14 protein-coding genes and 1 pseudogene are annotated in these 17,758 nt (G+C 28.9%); 9 read left to right on the top strand and 6 right to left on the bottom strand.

The features are described from left to right. Positions 1-65 precede the first annotated feature (65 nt). Positions 66-1,229: an MFS transporter gene (locus tag CQA69_RS01325; protein WP_137620048.1), complete on the top strand. Its 1,164-nt coding sequence runs from the start codon at positions 66-68 to the stop codon at positions 1,227-1,229. On the opposite strand, the pseudogene murG reads toward CQA69_RS01325, so the two are convergent. Next, positions 1,200-2,235 (bottom strand): annotated as a pseudogene (gene murG, locus CQA69_RS01320) (undecaprenyldiphospho-muramoylpentapeptide beta-N-acetylglucosaminyltransferase). The gene CQA69_RS01325 and the pseudogene murG sit on opposite strands and share 30 nt — an antisense overlap. Continuing rightward, a complete protein-coding gene (gene ftsW, locus CQA69_RS01315; RefSeq protein ID WP_137620046.1) occupies positions 2,229-3,392 on the bottom strand; it encodes a putative lipid II flippase FtsW in 1,164 nt (387 codons plus the stop codon). Before ftsW ends, murG begins: the two are co-directional and overlap by 7 nt. A gap of 128 nt (positions 3,393-3,520) precedes the next feature. Between ftsW and CQA69_RS01310 the strand changes: the two genes are divergently transcribed. The 4 genes from CQA69_RS01310 to CQA69_RS01295 are packed head-to-tail and all read left to right on the top strand — an operon-like array spanning position 3,521 to position 6,732. Further along, on the top strand, positions 3,521-4,960 hold the full coding sequence (locus CQA69_RS01310) for an acetyl-CoA carboxylase subunit A (protein WP_137620045.1): 1,440 nt from the start codon (positions 3,521-3,523) through the stop codon (positions 4,958-4,960). Then, positions 4,960-5,205 carry a hypothetical protein gene (locus CQA69_RS01305; RefSeq protein ID WP_137620044.1) on the top strand — a complete coding sequence of 82 codons (246 nt, stop codon included), beginning with the start codon at positions 4,960-4,962 and terminating at the stop codon, positions 5,203-5,205. The genes CQA69_RS01310 and CQA69_RS01305 overlap by 1 nt, the downstream gene beginning before the upstream one ends. Next, positions 5,205-5,963, top strand: a complete 759-nt coding sequence (locus tag CQA69_RS01300; protein ID WP_137620043.1) for an arginyltransferase — start codon at positions 5,205-5,207, stop codon at positions 5,961-5,963. Before CQA69_RS01305 ends, CQA69_RS01300 begins: the two co-directional genes overlap by 1 nt. Then, entirely contained in the window at positions 5,926-6,732 is an 807-nt protein-coding gene (locus tag CQA69_RS01295; protein WP_137620042.1) for an adenylosuccinate lyase, read from the top strand. Before CQA69_RS01300 ends, CQA69_RS01295 begins: the two co-directional genes overlap by 38 nt. Before the next feature lie 20 nt (positions 6,733-6,752). Here the strand turns inward: CQA69_RS01295 and CQA69_RS01290 are convergent, their stop codons facing one another. Genes CQA69_RS01290 through CQA69_RS01275 form a run of 4 tightly spaced genes read right to left on the bottom strand, consistent with a single transcriptional unit; the run spans position 6,753 to position 13,865 of the window. Next, the gene (locus CQA69_RS01290; protein WP_137620041.1) at positions 6,753-9,770 is read right to left on the bottom strand and encodes an efflux RND transporter permease subunit; all 3,018 of its coding nucleotides are present in this window, start codon (positions 9,768-9,770) and stop codon (positions 6,753-6,755) included. 3 nt (positions 9,771-9,773) lie between these two features. Then, the gene (locus CQA69_RS01285) at positions 9,774-10,514 is read right to left on the bottom strand and encodes an efflux RND transporter periplasmic adaptor subunit (RefSeq protein ID WP_137620040.1); all 741 of its coding nucleotides are present in this window, start codon (positions 10,512-10,514) and stop codon (positions 9,774-9,776) included. Next, a complete protein-coding gene (locus CQA69_RS01280) occupies positions 10,511-11,773 on the bottom strand; it encodes a TolC family protein (protein ID WP_137620039.1) in 1,263 nt (420 codons plus the stop codon). The genes CQA69_RS01285 and CQA69_RS01280 overlap by 4 nt, the downstream gene beginning before the upstream one ends. Positions 11,774-11,819: 46 nt before the next feature. Next, complete coding sequence (locus tag CQA69_RS01275) at positions 11,820-13,865, bottom strand: TonB-dependent siderophore receptor (RefSeq protein ID WP_137620038.1); 2,046 nt, start codon at positions 13,863-13,865, stop codon at positions 11,820-11,822. Between the two features lie 180 nt (positions 13,866-14,045). Here CQA69_RS01275 and CQA69_RS01270 point away from each other — a divergent pair, with 180 nt between their 5' ends. The 4 genes from CQA69_RS01270 to CQA69_RS09060 form a co-directional block, all read left to right on the top strand. After that, positions 14,046-14,810, top strand: coding sequence for an ABC transporter ATP-binding protein (locus CQA69_RS01270; protein ID WP_137620037.1), 765 nt, complete (start codon positions 14,046-14,048; stop codon positions 14,808-14,810). A 1-nt stretch (position 14,811) separates the two neighbouring features. After that, the gene (locus CQA69_RS01265; protein WP_137620036.1) at positions 14,812-15,636 is read left to right on the top strand and encodes an ABC transporter substrate-binding protein; all 825 of its coding nucleotides are present in this window, start codon (positions 14,812-14,814) and stop codon (positions 15,634-15,636) included. After that, positions 15,633-17,540, top strand: coding sequence for an iron ABC transporter permease (locus CQA69_RS01260; protein WP_137620035.1), 1,908 nt, complete (start codon positions 15,633-15,635; stop codon positions 17,538-17,540). Before CQA69_RS01265 ends, CQA69_RS01260 begins: the two co-directional genes overlap by 4 nt. A 74-nt stretch (positions 17,541-17,614) precedes the next feature. After that, on the top strand, positions 17,615-17,758 hold a 144-nt coding region (locus CQA69_RS09060; RefSeq protein WP_137620034.1), incomplete at its 3' end, for a long-chain fatty acid--CoA ligase.

The raw sequence follows: 17,758 nt of genomic DNA, 5'->3' as shown, positions 1-17,758 counted from the left end.
TTTATAAATTTCTAAGAAGCTAATAGATAAAATGTTTTTATCGGATTTTGAAAATTAGGGATTTTATGCTTTCTTTTAAAAAAATTTTTTGGCTTAATGTTTTTATTGTTATCATTATAGCTTTTAATCTTAGAGCTCCTATTACCGCTATAGGACCAATGGTTGATACTATCAAAAATGAATACGGTTTAAATTCCACCCTTGTGGGAATTTTGACAAGCTTGCCTTTGATGGCTTTTGGAAGTATTTCTTTTATTGTGGGTTATTTTTCTCCTATTCGTGCAGTGATCGTAGGAATTTTTTTAATCTTTATCGGAGAACTTTTACGTTCTTATGTTGGGGTTTATGGTTTATTTATAGGAATGCTTGCAATAGGTTGTGGGATAGCAATTGCTAATGTGGTTTTGCCAAGTTTTATTAAAGAAAAATTTCCTAAACAAATGACAAGTATTATGGGAGTATATAGCTTGATTTTAAGTGTTTCTTCTATAGTAGGCATTGCTTTAGCTACACCCTTACTTCATATTTTTGATTTAGCTACCGCGATGGCATTTTGGATACTATTTGCTTTTATAGCTTTAGCAGTTTATTTTCCTCAAGTAAAAAATGGAAGGTTTTTTCGGACTAAAAAATTAACTTCTAAGCAAGTGAATATCTTTAAACATCCTACTACATGGAAGATCACTCTTTTTATGGGTTTTCAAAGTTTTTTGGCTTATTCTTTATTTTTTTGGTATGTTCAAATTGTTATGGAAAAAGGCTTTAGTAAAGATTTTGCTACTGATATGATTTTATTAGGACAATTAATCGCTATGCCAGTTTCACTTTTTGGCCCTTTACTTTTAGGAAAATTAAAAAAGAATTATCATACTCCTTATATAGCGACTTTGTGTTCTTTGTATGCGATATCTTTTGGTATTTTATTTTTTTGTAATAATCAATTAATGATTATTTTAGGTGCTTGTATTATGGGTTTTCCTTGGGGTGGGGTTTTTGGCATAGTTTTACTTTTTATAGCTCAAAAAAGCTACAATGCACAAATAGCAGCAAGGCTTTCTGCTTTTGCGCAAGGGTTTGGATATTTAATCGCTGCACAAGGACAATGGATTATAGGTCTTTTACATGATAAATTTGAAAATTTTTCAAGTTCCATTTGTATGCTTTTTGTGGTTGGAATTATAGTTAATATTGTTGGATATTTATCTTATAAAAGTCAAGTTATCAAATAAGCTTGAGTATTTTTTCAAGTAAAATATCCGATCCATTTTTTTGGCTTATATTTTGTAATCTTGTAGAAATATCTTCTAAATTTATTTGCAGAATAGTTTGTAAAATTTCATCTATATCGGTATTGTTTTGCGTGAAAATTTTACATAAATCTTGCTCTTGTAAAAATTTAGCGTTAAAATATTGGTGATTTTTTGCAGCATAGGGATAAGGGATAAAGATCGCAGGTAAAGTATTAGCACAAAGTTCAAAAAGTGTGCTTGCACCTGCTCTTGAGATGGCTAAATCCGCTATGCTCATTTTTTGTTCCAAGTTAGGACTAAAGTCAAATATATCAGCCTCTATATTTAAATTTTTATAAATTTGTTTGTATTTTTCTAGATCATTTTTTCCGCATTGATGGATTATATTGATATTTTTTTCTTTTAATCTTGGAGCTAAATTTATAGCTAGCTCGTTAATAAAACTAGCTCCTTGAGAACCTCCTAGAAAAATAATATTTTTTAATTCTTTGCGAATTCTTGCGTGATCAAAAAATTTATCTGCCACCGGATAGGGTGTAATTTCTTCTTCAAAAGCACTAAAAAATTTTTTACAAAATGGTTTTAAAAGTTTATTTAAAGAGCCACTTTTTGAATTTTGTTCGTGTATAAATAAAGGTATATTAGAAAATAAAGCTCCAAATGAGGCTGGAGCTGCACTATAACCACCTACACTAATAACTGCTTTTACTTTATAATTCTTAAAAATTTGTTTGCATTCTTTGGAAAGTTTTAAAATATGTAAAAAAGAATTGATTTTATTGAATTTGCTTTGATTGACAACTCCGCGAGAGCTTAGAAAAAATTTATCCTTAAAACGTGTTTCTTTTTCAAACCATGCCATATCTTGCCCATTTTGACTCCCTATGTAAATACAAGCTACATTTTTTCTTTGCGCACTTTCCAATAAACATCTTACTATGGCTAGATGCCCGCCTGTGCCACCTCCAGTTAAAACGATCATAATTTAACCTTTTTAGAAATCATCAATACATATCCTATACCTATACAAATTGCCCACATAGAACTTCCACCATAACTTAAAAGTGGAACCGCAACTCCTTTAAGCGGAGTAAGAGAAATGATGCCAAAGGCATTCATAAAAAATGAAAAAAGCAAAAGTAAAGCAATACCAGAGCAAAAGATAAAATGCTCTTTTTTATCGCAGCGTCCTGCTATTCTAAAAATTCTTAAAATCATCCAAAGATAAATAAAACAAATAATTCCAAGTCCAAAAAGTCCTATTTCTTCTGTGATACCAGAGAGAATAAAATCCGTATGTACTTCACTTAAAAATCCCAATTTAAAAGTTCCAAGACCTAATCCTTCTCCAAATATCCCTCCATGTGCTATTGCATTTAAAGAGTGTGAAATTTGATAAGGCTCTGTATTAGTACTTACTCTTAGTGCATTTGCCATCCAATCAGGTAACATAGGTAAAAAAGCATCTTGTATATTTCCCCACCAAGAAGCTATTCTTTGGATACGTCTTTGGTTGCTAAAAATAACCATTATACCAACCATCATAATGATTAAAATTCCGAAAGCAAAAAGTCTTTTACTAGCTCCTGCAAAAAAAGCCAAAGCTAAAATCAAAAAGAAAGAAATAACGCTTTGCCCTAAATCGTTTTGAGTGGTATAAATATATCCTATAACTATAGTTGCAACGATACAATAAGGTAAGAGGATCAAAATTTCATGCTTGATAGCTTTTTTGCTATCATCAATACGTCTTGTATAACTCCAAGCTAAAAAATAAATAAGCCCTATTTTAAAGAATTCAACTGGAGATATAGAAAGAGGCCCTAAACGAATCCATCTTTTAGCACCTCCACTTGCTGTTGCTAGAGCTGAAGGTAAAAAAGGCAAGATAATAATGAAAATAAAAGAAATAATAAGTATTGCTAGAATAATTCTTTCAGAATTTTTATTATCAGGATCGAGTCTTGAAATAAAAAACATAATCAAAATTCCACTAATTCCAAAAAAAAGTTGACGTGCAAAAAAATGAAATTCACTATAATTAAAAAAAAGAACGGTAAAAACCGTAAGAGAATAGGAAAAAACTATTCCTATAGTGATGAGTATACAACTTAAATAAAATAATTTTTTATCAGCAACCATATAAAATTTACTTTTCTTTCAAGACAAAATTTATAAGAACTTATTATAACTAAAATAAATTAATTTTTTTGCTAAGTTTTTATAAGGATAATTTGATAGAATTGTTACAATATTTCTAAGGATATATCGTGGTAAAAATTCATAAAATTCTTATAGCAAATCGTGCTGAAATAGCAGTTAGGATTATCCGTGCTTGTAGGGATTTACATATTAAAAGTGTTGCAATTTATACGAAGCCAGATTGTGAATGTTTGCATGTAAAAATTGCTGATGAAGCTTATCAAATAGGTAGCGATGCGATAAAAGGTTATTTAGATATAGAAAAAATCATAAGTACGGCTAAGGCTTGCGGTGCTGATGCTATCCATCCAGGTTATGGATTTTTAAGTGAAAATTATGAATTTGCTAAGGCTTGCGAAGAGGCAAATATTATTTTTATAGGTCCAAAATCCGAAGTGATTTATAAAATGGGTAATAAAAATATTGCGCGTAAATTGATGGCGCAAAATGGGATTCCTATTGTTCCAGGTACTGAAAAATTAAATTCTTATAGTATGGATGAGATTAAAATCATAGCAGAGAAAATCGGTTATCCTGTGATTTTAAAAGCTTCAGGTGGCGGAGGAGGACGCGGAATTCGCGTTGTTTATAAACAAGAAGAGCTTGAAAATGCTTTTGATTCTTGCAAAAGAGAAGCACTGACTTATTTTAAAAATGATGAAGTGTTTATGGAAAAATTTGTCATAAACCCTCGCCATATAGAATTTCAAATTTTAGGTGATAATTATGGTAATCTTATACACCTTTGTGAAAGAGATTGCTCGATACAAAGAAGACATCAAAAAGTTATTGAAATCGCTCCTTGTCCTAGTATTTCTGATAATCTTAGAAAAACTATGGGAGTTACGGCGGTTGCGGCTGCTAAAGCGGTAGGTTATACCAATGCAGGAACGATAGAGTTTTTGCTTGATGATTATAACCATTTTTATTTTATGGAAATGAACACAAGAATTCAAGTTGAACATCCTATCACTGAAGAAATTACAGGAGTTGATCTTATCGTACGTCAAATTCGCATTGCTGCAGGAGAAATTTTAGATATAGAGCAAAGCGATATTAAACCTAGAGGTTTTGCTATAGAGGCTAGAATCACAGCTGAAAATGTATGGAAAAATTTTACTCCAAGTGTGGGTAAAATCAATGAATATTATCCTGCACTCGGACCTTCTGTAAGGGTGGATAGTCATATTTATAAGGATTATACCATACCTCCTTATTATGATTCTATGCTTGCCAAATTAATCGTTAGGGCAACGAGTTATGATTTAGCAGTTAATAAACTTGAAAGAGCTTTAAAGGAATTTACTTTAGATATTAGAACAACAATTCCTTTTTTAATTGCTATTGCAAAAACGAGAGAATTTAGAAGAGGGTATTTTGATACTTCTTTTATAGAAACTCATTTGCAAGAATTATTAGAAAACACACAAGATTGCCATCAAGAAAATAAAGAAGAGGTAATAGCGGTCATTGCAGCAGCTCTTCAAAAAATCAAAAAAGGAAAATAATGGATTTTTTAGATAGTTTAAAAAATATTAAAAAAGAAATGCAGGCTAATTCTCATAAAGCGAGTAAAAAAACAAGCAAAGATAATACAAGTGCGAATAGGTTAGATAAACCAACTAAAGATATGCAAGCTAAAATGCAAGAAAATACTCTAGATAAAGAAATGCAAGATATTTTTTTAAAGCAAGAAAAATTACAAGATGAATTTTCTGAATTTATTAAAAATTCAGATATTAAGAAAATTTAATGTTTGAAATTGGATTTTGTACTCTTGAAGATCAATGTCCATATTTAGAAACAAAACACTCAAGAATAGAATATAAATATATACAAAATTGCTCTAAAGAAATCAATACGAAACTAATTCAGCGTGGTTGGAGACGTTTTGGAAGATATTTTTCTCGTCCCATTTGTAAAGATTGTCAAGAATGTCTTAGTCTTAGAATTTTAGTTGATGAGTATAAATTTTCTCGTAGCGAAAGAAGGGTTTTTAAAAAAAATATTAATACTAAAATGATACTTAGAAGACCAGCTTTGAGTAACGAACATTTATTTTTATATGATAAATATCATCGCTTTATGGAAGATAAAAGGAATTGGAAAAGGTATGATTTAAATTTCAGACAATATTATAATCTTTATATAGATGGATTTATGGATTTTGGATATGAACTTGCTTTTTATGTTGATAATAAGCTTGTTTGTGTAGATCTTATAGATGAGGTTGAAGATGGGATTTCAAGTATTTATTGTTTTTATGATCCTGATTTTTCCTATCTTTCTTTGGGTAAATTTTCTTTATTAAATGAAATAAAATTTGCTAAAAGTAAAAAATTAAAATATATTTATTTAGGATATTTTGTAAAAAAGTGTCAATCTTTATCGTATAAAGCCGATTATACACCCAATGAAATTCTAAAAGGGACAAGTACTCTTTTGGAAAATGAGATTTTATGGGAGAGAGAAGATGCAAATTGTGCAGACTTTAGAGACGATCAATGTTAATACTGATGATATTAGCGTTTTTCAGTATTTTAAAGACTTAATTACCAAAAATTTCACAAAGGTAATAGGACGTAAGAATAAAATTTTTTCTTTTTTTGAGGAGAGTGAAATTCCGCAACGTCGTTATTTCTTAAAGGTTTTAGACCAAAAATATCGTAAAAATTGTAATGAAAGTATAGAGAATTTAAAAGATGCTCATTTTAAAACCTTTAGATTAAATTTTGAGCAAGGTAATACTTTAAAACCTATGCTTTTTATTAAGACTAATTTTGCTGCAAATCAAATTTTATTGCAATTAAGCTCTAATGAAAAATTATTTGTAACTTACACAAAAAACTATTTTAAAGATCATCATATAGAATATGATGAAATCACTAATATTTTAATGATCAAATATAAAAATGAAAATACTTTAGAGCTTTTTGAAGCTTTTGCAGATGAGAGTGATCATTTGAAATATTGTGTTAATTTTGAAGTAAATCGTGATGAATATAAAAATTTTCGTCAAAATATTAATAATAAAGAAAATTCAAAATGGAAATTTAATGCTTTAGCAAAGCTTTTTAATAATTATTTTATGATTTTAGAATGCACCCCGCAAAATGATCTTAGTGAAATCAGACAAAAATATTTGATGATGGTAAAACTTTACCATCCTGATTTTTATCAAGGTAAGAGTGCTATAGAAAAGGCTTATGCGAGAGAACAATTTGAAAAAATTCAAATTGCTTATGATAATCTTAAAGCCCTTTATAAAAATAACGCTTAAAAAGACTTGACTAAGTCTTTTTAATCTAATTTTTTTCTTTCATATATTTTTCTTAATTTACTATCTAAAGTATAGCAAAATTTAAAAAGTGCTGGAACAACAAGTAGGGTTAAAATTGTAGAGCTTATAAGACCAAAAATAATTGCTATAGCCATAGGGGAATTGGATTCATATCCTGCACCTCTTGAGATAGCAAGTGGAAGCATGGCAAAAATCATTGCAAAAGTAGTCATTAAAATAGCCCTTAAGCGAGATTTTCCAGCAATCAACAAAGCCTCATCAGGTTCTATACCTTCATGACATTTTTTATTGGCTACATCTACTAGCAAAATAGCATTTTTACCCACCATTCCAAAAAGTAAAATAATAGCGATTAAAACAAAAAGTGAGAAATTGTGCCCAGTAATGAAAAGCCCTACAGCAGCTCCTCCAAAAGCCAAAGGCATCGTTATCATAATTATGAGTGGCAAAATAAGGCTTTCATAAAGTGCAGCTAAAACAAGATAAATAAGTACAAAAGCTAGAGCTATAGCCATACTAAAGCCTTGCACGGTTTCACCTAAAAGATTAATAAAACCTGAAAAAGCATAATTAAGATTTGAATTTTTGCCTAAAATATAATTCATATTGTCAAGTAATAATTTTTGAACAGTACCTAAAGAAAGATCATTAACTCCAGCTGTAACTTTTACCGATCGATTTTTATTATAACGATTAATAGTTTTCAAATCTTTACCATAAGAGAAATCCACAACACTTGAAAGCTCTAAATTAACACCTTCGTTGTTCTTTATACTGATGCGTTTTAAAGCTTCTATATCTTTTTTAAAGTTTGGTGAGAAGCTTAAGATAAGATCATCTTTTGAATTTCCTCTATCCATACTACCAACACTAAGTTGCGAAAAAGAATAACTTAGCACTGCGGCTATATATTCTGGATTAACATTTAAAAGCTTAGCTTTTTCTTTGTTTATATGTAAAGCAACTGCATCTTTTTTAGAATTTGCATTGTCGCTTATATCGACAATACGAGAATTGCTTCCTAAAATTTCTTTAGCACGATTGGCTGCTTCTTTTATGGTATTTAAATCATCACCTAAGACTAAAAATTGGACAGGATCGTCAATCCCAGCACCTTCTATTTTTGGAAGCTCTAAGACTTTAATTCTCAAATCATTATCTTGAAATTTTTGGCGATATAGATTTACTATTGCACTTTGTCTTAATTTTCTTTCACCTAAGTTTTTGAGTTTGATATAAATTTTAGCTTTTGTGGCGTCTTTAGCATCATCATATCCTACGATTAAAAATGCATATTTTACATTTTCGTCTGTTTGAATTTTCTCGAGTAAATTAAGACTTTTTTGACGCATGGCTTCAAGACTTAGATCGTTTTTACTTTCGAGCAAGACTTGAATTTCGCTATCATCTTCCATAGGTAAAAAATCAAGCCCAATACGCGTTGCTAAGCCAAAAGATAAAATAACAAAAACAAGACTTGCCAGGATAAATTTGGTTTTGTTTTGTAAAATTTTGTAAAGTATATTTTGATATTTTTGTTCTATATTTTGAAAAAATAATTCACTTTTTTGATAAAACCGACTTTCTTTTGGATTTAAAAATCTTGCACTTAAGCTTGGGATTAAAAATACAGAAACGAAAAAGCTTACAACAATACCACTTGCCACACTAATTCCCAGGGCATTAAAGAAAAGTCCAGGTATAGATTTCATATAAGAAATAGGAATAAAAACGCAAAGCAAAACAATACTGATGCTTAATACACTAAAACCTATTTCACTCACTCCTAAAAAAGCAGCTTGTAAAGGAGGATATTCTTTTAATTTTTTAGCAATATTTTCAATTACAACAATAGCATCATCTATAAAAATTCCTATACTTAAAGTTAAAGCGATAAAGGTAAGTCGGTTTAAATCATAGCCTAGAATATCAATGATGAAAAAAGTTGAAATGATTGAAGTTGGTATCGCAATACAAGCAATAAGAGTAGCACTTAAATTTCTTAAAAATAAAAACACGATAGCAAGGGTTAGAAAAATTCCCAAAATCATATCGAAAATAACTTGAGAAAGGTGCTTATAAATATTTAAACTTTTATCATAAACAATATCTAGTTTTATATCGGCAGGAATTTGTTTTTCTAAGGTGCTTAGAGATTTTTTAACATTTTTTATCATTTCAAGGGTATTATAGTTATTCACCTTTCCAAGTTCTAAAAGTACACCTTCTTTACCTTGATAAACTGCACTTTGCTTTTGATCCTCATAAAGACTTTCTATGTCAGCAATATCACTTAAAAATACACCCGTTTTAATACGTAAGTTTTTTAACTCGTTTAAGTTATCAGCTTCAAAATAACCTTTAATGATGTAATTATCTTTTTGATTATTAAGTTCTCCTAGAGCCTGTTTGAAATTTTGACTTTTAATGATATTAGCTACATCATAGGCATTGAGATTATATTTTCTTAATTGCTCAGGTTTGAGATTGATTCGAATTTGTGGTTTTAAAAAACCTTTAGTATCTATTTTTCCTACTCCATCTACTCTTTGTAAAAAAGGTTTAATTTTATCATTGATATTTTGCATAAGAGAAAGTTTATCGGGTGAGTAAAGAAAAAGTGAAATAGCAGAACCAGAATCAGAACTTATCTTTTCAACTTCTGGTTTTGTTGGAAGGCTTAAGGTGCCTATTTTATCTCGCACATCATTAGCAGCAACCTCTAAATCTTTTCCAAGTTTAAATTCAACTACACTAATACTAAAATTGTCATAAGCAGCAGAAGAAATAGTTTTAACTCCATCTATTTCACTTAAGGTATTTTCTATCTCTTTGGTGATTTTTGATTCTATGAAATTTAAATCCCCATTGGCCTTACTTGTAATTTTAATAAGAGGTATAGAAACATTAGGAAATAAATTAACACTCATGCTAAAAGCGGAAATAAATCCAAAAATAATGAGTGCTAAAAAAAACATCAATACAGTAATAGGTCTATTAATAGCTAATTTAAACATATTTTAATCTTTTGTAATGATTTTACCTTCTCCAAAAAGCCCAGGTGTAAGCCCTAAAGCTTCAACTTCTGCATAAATTTTCCTCGTTTTAACATCTACACTAGGATAAACAAGAGAGATTTTGCCTTTTATTTGTTTATCACTTTGATCTATTTTATAGATGAATTCATCTCCAACTTTTACTTTATCTTTATATTTTTCATCAAAACTTAAAACAAGCTTGCTTTGTGGATAAGAAAAAACTTCTATTAAAGGTTGTGCTACTCCTCCAACTCCTTCTCCAATCTGTATAAATTTATTTGCAATGATTGCATCATAAGGGGCCCTTAGTTCTTTTTTGTCAAGTATATTTTTATAATAATCTATATTGATTTTAGCCTTGGTTAGATTTAAATTAGCGACATTTAGTTGAGTTTTCATATCTTCATAACTTTGCTTATCAATAACATCTTGGACTGATTGAATTTTTTTCATTTTGCTTTTAGTGTTTTCGTATTGAGCTAAGGCTAAATTATATGAATTTTTAGCATTTTCTAGTGCTATTTTTTCGCTAGTTTGATCAAGGGCGAGTAAAAGATCTCCTTTTTTAACTTTTTGTCCGATTTTGATTGGAATTTGTGAAACTATTCCTATACTCTCAAGAGCTAACCTACTTTGCCCTGAAGCTTCTACGTTGAAACTAGCATAAATTTCTTCCGCAAAAACTATATTAAAAGAAAGTATTAAAAATAAAAACATTTTCATTGTTTTACCTTTGAAATAATTTGTATTCCAGCATTGAAATAATAATTTGCTTTTGTAATTTCAAATTCGTTTTGTGCGAGTTCTAAATCGCTCTGTGCTTTAAATTTTGCTTCTAAAGCTTGTAAGTATTCTACATAAGAAACAAGTCCGGAGTTATATTTTTTGTTTATGCTTTCAAAAGCTATATCAGCTGCTTTAAGAGCCGATTTTAATGCGCTAATTTGTTCTTTTAAAACTTCTATATTTTTTAATAAAAATAATAATTCCTCTCGGTTTTTTCGCTCCTGCAATCTTGCATTTGCATTAGCAATTTGCATATTCAAACGCTCTTTTTCAACCTCTTTAGCTCTTGAGTTAAAATCAAAAATTTTCCATTCTACACCCAAAATAATTTGGTTGTTTTGAGAATATTTCTGTAAAAAAATATCTGTAATGTTAGTGTAGGGAGCCGGAATTTTTGGATTGTAATTGTTTTTATAAAATCCAAAATTATCTTGTATGTAAAATTTAGGATAGTATTGAGATTTAGCTAAATTAACACCTTCTTTAGCTAAATTTATATTTTCTCTAGCTATAAGCACATCGTAATTATTTAACACCTTATCAAAAAAAGGTTTTTCTAGTGTAGCTTGCTCTTCTGGATTGAAATTTTGCCCTGTTAAAATTCTTATTTCTTTTTGGATATTTTCAAGTTTCAATTCATTTTGGTGTAAAGCTAAAACACTTAAATGAAATTTAGCCTCTATGCTTTCTAATTCATCTTTAGAACTAAGTCCAGCAGAATAAAATTTTTTTAATCTTTGCAAAGTAGAATCTAAAAATTTAACCTTTTGTTGATCTGAAAGAATAATTTTTTTAAGACTTAGGAAATTAAAATAAAGAGTGGTTGCATTCAAAGCTAAATAATTTCTCGTTTGTTCTTTGCTAAGCAGACTGATTTTTTCTTGTTCTTTTAAAGCTCTTAAATTTGCTTCTCTAGCTCCACCGTCAAAAATTAAAAGATTTAAAGAAAATTTAGCAAACAAACTCTCTTGTGGATCAACAATAAAACGATCTTTGTTATTGGCTACATAAGCTGAACTTAGGCTAAGGCTTGGCAAATAGCTTCTAAAGGCTTCACTACTTTTTAATTTTGCTTGTTCATTTTGCATTTGTTTAATAAAATATTGCTCATTGTTTTGACTTAGGGCTATTAATTCGCGTAAATTCGATCCAAACAATACTAAAGGCAAAAACAAGCTAATAATAAAAAGTCTCATAAGCTAAAGTATATCACACTAAAGCTTAAGAGTATTTGCGTTTATTTTAGTATTTATAAGAAATGGATAAAATTCCTCTAATACCTTCACCATAATAACAAGAATAATAACATCCGCTAACATATTTTTTATCAAAAATATTATCTATATTTAATCGAGCTTGCCATTTGTCATAGTTATATCCAAAGGCAAGATCATAAAGTATATAAGAAGGAACCTTGATACCAATATTTCCAGCTTCATCGGTACTACTTCCCACATAACGTATTCCAAACATGCTTTCAAAACTTTGTTTTTGATCAATTTTAAAAGTATGTGAAATTTTTGTAGCTAAAACATTTTTTGGCATCATTGGTGTTCTTATCGTTTTTAAGGTGTCTAAAGAGGTGTGAGTTTGAAAATAATGAGTATAAGCTAAAGAATAGTTAATGCTTTCACTTAAGGCTATACTTGATCCTAATTCAATTCCTTTAGCGTTTTGTTTTCCAGCTTGTATAGATACAGGTATAGACGCACTTGGATCAGCATTTACAAGAGCATTTTTTTCTTGTATATCAAAATAAGAAAAATTAATTTCTCCATCAGTAAAATAGGGAAGATATTTAATTCCAACTTCATATTGTCTGCTTTCATAAGGCTTATAATCCTTACCTTGTCCATCGTTTCCAGCGATAGGTCTAAAGGCTCCAGAATAACTTACAAAAGGCATCAGTCCTAGATCTTCAAATACATACATCAAACCACTTTGAAAAGTTGTATGATTTATATTATAATCACTTTTACTTCCAAAACTTTTTGCATCGCTTTGAGCCTTATCAAAACGCATACCAAGATCTAAAATCCATTGATCATATAACTTAGCTCTATTTTGGACATATAGTCCTAGTTGAGATTGCTTAACTAAGTAAGTAGGAACCTTAGTTTTGGTTTGCGGACTGCGATCAGGATCAAAGATATTAACATTACTTGCACTCCCATAGCCATATTTTCCATTTACATAAATATATTGATAATCTATCCCACTTGTAAGAGTATTTTCAAGCTCTTTATAAGTATTTTTTAAGATTAGCCTATTGTCTAAAGTATGACTTCTTGCTATACCATCTAAAATAATAGAACTTCTTGTAGCCATATTGGGATTACTAGAGTCTAAAGCCGAAAAGCTAACAGCAAATTGTTCTTTGTCTTCCATATTGTAGCGATAATTTTGCACAAAAGAAAGCTGATCGTTAAAATGATGAATAAATTCATATCCTAAAGAATATTGTTTTCTTTTTAAATAATCACTCAAAGGAGAACCTAAATTTGTACTCGGCTTAATTGTTCCTTGTGGCGTATCAATAAGAGTTCCATAAACAGGGAAAAATCCAGTTGTAGGTACTCCTTGATCATATTGAAAGCTTGCAAGAAGTGTTAAAAAGGTATCATCGCTCACATCTATAGCTAGACTTGGTGCAAAATAGTAATGTTCTTGCCAAGTTCCATCAAGTTGCCCATCTTGTCTAAAATAATTTCCAACAATTCTAAAATTGCTTTTTGTGCTAAAAACTTTATCTCCAACATCAAAAAATAAGCCATTTTGAGACGAATTTCCTATTTTGGCTCCAATTTCTGCTATAGGAGTTTTTTTGGGTCTTTTACTAACCAAATTAATCACACCTCCGCTTTGTGAAGATCCATAACTTAAAGAATCAGCTCCTTTGATAATTTCTATTTTTTCTAAACCATATAAATCAGGAGACCACCCAAAATATCCACCCTTATAAATAGCCGTTCCGTCTAAAACCAAACTCGCATCAAATCCTCTTAATTTAAGCCAGTCTGTTGTATCTAAATCTGCTCCATAAATTTGAGAAACAAATCCGCTCTCATAACGAGTGATTTCATCAAGTTGTTCTACGCCTTGTTCTTTGATCTGTTTAGAGTCGATCACAGAAACGCTTTTTGGACTGAGATATTCTACTTTGTCATTTCCTTTTTCAATGGAACCTACAACATTAATAGCATTAAGTTCATAAGATGATTCTTTTGCTAAAGCTAAGCTTGCGCTTATTGAGATTAGTAAAAAAGGAATTGAATATTTTTTATCCATTAAAATCTCCTATCATTTTGTAAAATAATAAAGTATTTTTTAATTATAATAATGAAATTAACTTTCAAAAACTTGGAATTATATAATTTTAAATTTTAAAGAAAAATTATTTTTATTTATTTTTATTTTTCTTTATGTTATAATCCAAATTTAAGTTTTTCAAATAGGATTAATTTGATAATGGGATTGATACAAACTTATAATGTAAATTTTAAAAATCAAAATCAATATATTATTTATCCTGCAAATTTATGTTTTCAAAATGATAAAATTTATGCCCTTATGGGTCATAATGGTTCTGGAAAATCTACTTTGCTGAAAATTTTAGCAAGACAATTAAAACCAAGCTCTGGAAAAGTTTGCTTTAATGATCAAGATATAGCCAAATTCTCTTCAAAAAAATTGGCTCAAAAAATAGCTTATTTGCCACAGCACTTACCTAATGTAGGATATTTAAGCGTAAGAGAGCTTGTGAAAATGGGGCGTTATTCTTATGAAAAATTGTTTTTTAAAAATGAAGATGAAGATCTAATTGATGAAGTAATGAGAATAACCAATACCTTGAATTTATCAAATAGAGAAATCCATACTCTTTCTGGAGGAGAGAAAACAAGAGCTTTTTTGGCTATGCTTTTGGCGCAAAAAAGTGAATTTTTGTTTTTAGATGAGCCTTTAGCTGCTTTAGATATAGTATATCAATTTGAATTGATGGAATTAATATCAAAATTAAATAAAGAATTTAAAGTAGGAATAGTCTTGATTTTACACGATATTAATCTAGCGGCATTATATTGTGATGAAATCATTGCTTTAAAAGAAGGTAAGGTTATTTTTAATGCGAATAAACAAGAATTTATGCAAGAATCAAGATTAAAAGATATATTTAATATTGATGCTAACATTATAGAGCATCCTAAGAGAAAATCTCCTATTGCGCTTTTTTGATATGAAAAAAATTGCCGTTTTATTTTTAATTTTATTTGAATTTATACAAGCTAAAGAATTAAAAATCATTGCTTTGGATTGGACTATGGCTGAAACTATGATGATGTTAAATTATCAACCCTTAGCGGTAGGAGATAAAAGAATATACAATGTCTGGGTTAAAGAGCCTGTTTTACCTAAAGATGTAAAAGATGTCGGTCTTAGAGTGCAACCTAATATAGAATATATGATCAATTTAAAACCTGATTTAATCATCACTTCATCTTTATTTAGCATTGATAATTATCTTTTAAAAAATAAAATAAAAATTATTGATTTTTATCAAAATAAAAAAGATGTGTATTCTAGCATCAACGAAGGTGTTTTGCAGATTGGAATAATCTTAAATAAAAAGCAAGAAGCCTTAAATCTTATAGATGATACAAGAAGCTTTTTTGAAAATTCTAAAAATAAATTACGTTATACTAAACCTATTGCTATAGTTCAATTTATAGATAAAAAACATTTAAGAATTTATACTAAACATAGTCTTTTTGGTGCGGTTTTGGAGCAGTTAGGTTTAAAAAATGCTTATGATAAAAATATAAATAATGCTTGGGGTGTTGATACTATAAGTTTTTTAGATCTTATAAAATTTCCAAAGGAAACAAAATTTATAGTAATTAAGCCAACTCCATTTGTGCTTAGTGAAGAGTTAAGACAAAATCCTTTTTATCAAAAAATGAATATTTTTCAAGATTATAATGAATTAGAGCCTATTTGGAGTGCAGGTTCTTTGATGAGCATGAGACGTTTTGCTGAAGATCTTTTAAGGGTGATTGAGTGAAAAAAAATATTTTTTTATGCATCTTTATATTGATTGTTTTACTTTGTGTTTTTATTTTTTTAGAATTTGATTTTTTAAAAAAATATGATCAAGAAAATTTATTTTCTTTTGTTTTTATAAATTATAATTTAAGCCGTTTTTTTATGTGTTTATTGTGCGGTTTTTTACTTGCTTTTTCTTCTCTAATTTTGCGTATAGTGATGCAAAATCCTTTAGCCAGTGATACAACCTTAGGTGTGGCTCCTAGTGCTAGTTTTGCTATTTTGATTGCTACTTTATTTTTTCCTGATTTTTTAAATATTTCAAAAGTATTGATAGGTTTTGTAGGATCTTTTTTAATTTTGTTTTTGATTCTTGTTTTTATGCTTAAAAAGCATTTAAATTCTACAAGTGTAATTCTCTTAGGTCTTATAAGCGGAATGATTTTTGGTGCTTTAAGTTCTTTGTTGATGCTTTTTTATCCAGAAGAAAGTAAGGCTTTTTTACTTTTTAATAGCGGTTATTTTACTCAAAATGGTTTTAAAGATGTTATAGAGCTTTTTTGTTATTCTAGTATAGCACTTATTAGTTTGTATTTTTTTATCCCTTATTTGAAAATTTTAAATTTAGGAGATGAACTTGCAAGCAGCGTTGGACAAAATATCTTTTATGTTAAATTTTTTGCTTTGTGTTTAAGTGCTTATTTTATCACTTTAGTGGTTTCTTTTGTAGGAATGATTAGTTTTTTGGGCTTATTTGCGAGTGTTTTTGTGGAATTTTTTAAGATAAAAAATTTAAGAAAAGAATTTTTAGTTTGTGGTTTTTTAGGCTTTTTTTTATTATTTGGAGTGGATTTATTTTTGCAAATTTTACAAATTATAAAAGGGATTGACTTACCTACAGGTAGGGTTTTAGCATTACTTGGTTCCCCGCTACTTATTTTTGCTGTTTTTAAGATGTTAAAAGAAACGTTTAGTGATGATTATATTTACATATCTCATTGTTTTAAAGAAAAATATATCATTTTGGGTTTGTTTGTGCTTGTTTTGGTACTTTTTTTTCTTAATTTGTATTTTGATTTTTCAACTTTGAGTTTTAAAGAAATGCTAAATGAAATTTTAGCATTAAGATTAAATAAACTCGTTATTTTATTTTTATGCGGTGTTTTATTGGCTTTGGTTGGGTTTATCTTGCAAAGATTGAGCTTTAACCCTATGGCATCACCCGAGATGTTAGGGATAAATTCTGGAGCAAGTTTGGGTGTGCTGCTTGCTTTGTATTTTTTTTCGAAACATATTCAAATTTTTGCTATTATAGGAGCTTTATTAGTTTTATGCTTTTTGTTTTTTTTAAGTATTAAATTTAATATAAATATGCAAAAAATTATTCTTATAGGTATAGCTATAATGTTTTTTGTTGATGCTTTGGGTAAAATTTTTCTAGCTAGCGGGGATTTTAAAGCTTATACTTTTTTAGCTTATACTCAAGCAGGACTTATCAATATAGATAAAAATTTAAGTTTGTCTTTGTTGATTTATACAGGTATTTTTTTATGTTGTTTATACATTTTATATCCTAGCTTAAAGATTTTTTCTTTAGGGGAAAATTGTGCTTTAAGTGTAGGATTAAATATAACAAAAGTTAGAATCGTTTTTCTCATTTTAAGCGCCTTTGCTTGTGCCTTAAGTGCTTTATGCATCGGTCCTTTTAGTTTTGTGGGTTTATTGGCTCCTCATATTATGAGATTGTTAGGTATTAAAAAGCTTTATAATCAACTTTTATCAACAGCTCTAATCGGAATTTGTTTAATGTTTTTAGCTTATTTTATATCTAAAATTGCATTATTTGCTTATGAAATTCCTTTGGGTATTGTGGCAACTTTATTAGGGAGTATTTATTTTATTTTTGCAATAAAAAAGCATTAAAATTTTTTATTAAGTTTATATTAATTGGGGGGGGGTATAATCTCCTTTTTAATTCTACAATAAAAAGGATTTTTTTGCTCACCCACATCTATAACTTCTTAGAAAAAAGTGTTGAAGACTTTAGTGAAAAAATAGCCTTTGTTGAACCTTTTGCTAAAAAAGAAATCACCTATAAAGAATTTGATCTTTATTCTAAAAAAGTTGCTAGTGAAATTCTA

It is taken from the genome of Campylobacter estrildidarum (assembly GCF_005406205.1).
GTDB lineage: Bacteria > Campylobacterota > Campylobacteria > Campylobacterales > Campylobacteraceae > Campylobacter_D > Campylobacter_D estrildidarum.
This window is presented reverse-complemented; position numbering and strand designations above follow the sequence as displayed.

Excerpts from the sequence above, each read along its gene's own strand:
- CQA69_RS01325 (WP_137620048.1), top strand. The coding sequence starts at position 66 with ATGCTTTCTTTTAAAAAAATTTTTTGGCTTAATGTTTTTATTGTTATC.
- ftsW (WP_137620046.1), bottom strand. The coding sequence starts at position 3,392 with ATGGTTGCTGATAAAAAATTATTTTATTTAAGTTGTATACTCATCACT.
- CQA69_RS01305 (WP_137620044.1), top strand. The coding sequence starts at position 4,960 with ATGGATTTTTTAGATAGTTTAAAAAATATTAAAAAAGAAATGCAGGCT.
- CQA69_RS01300 (WP_137620043.1), top strand. The coding sequence starts at position 5,205 with ATGTTTGAAATTGGATTTTGTACTCTTGAAGATCAATGTCCATATTTA.
- CQA69_RS01295 (WP_137620042.1), top strand. The coding sequence starts at position 5,926 with ATGCAAATTGTGCAGACTTTAGAGACGATCAATGTTAATACTGATGAT.
- CQA69_RS01290 (WP_137620041.1), bottom strand. The coding sequence starts at position 9,770 with ATGTTTAAATTAGCTATTAATAGACCTATTACTGTATTGATGTTTTTT.
- CQA69_RS01285 (WP_137620040.1), bottom strand. The coding sequence starts at position 10,514 with ATGAAAATGTTTTTATTTTTAATACTTTCTTTTAATATAGTTTTTGCG.
- CQA69_RS01280 (WP_137620039.1), bottom strand. The coding sequence starts at position 11,773 with ATGAGACTTTTTATTATTAGCTTGTTTTTGCCTTTAGTATTGTTTGGA.
- CQA69_RS01275 (WP_137620038.1), bottom strand. The coding sequence starts at position 13,865 with ATGGATAAAAAATATTCAATTCCTTTTTTACTAATCTCAATAAGCGCA.
- CQA69_RS01270 (WP_137620037.1), top strand. The coding sequence starts at position 14,046 with ATGGGATTGATACAAACTTATAATGTAAATTTTAAAAATCAAAATCAA.
- CQA69_RS01265 (WP_137620036.1), top strand. The coding sequence starts at position 14,812 with ATGAAAAAAATTGCCGTTTTATTTTTAATTTTATTTGAATTTATACAA.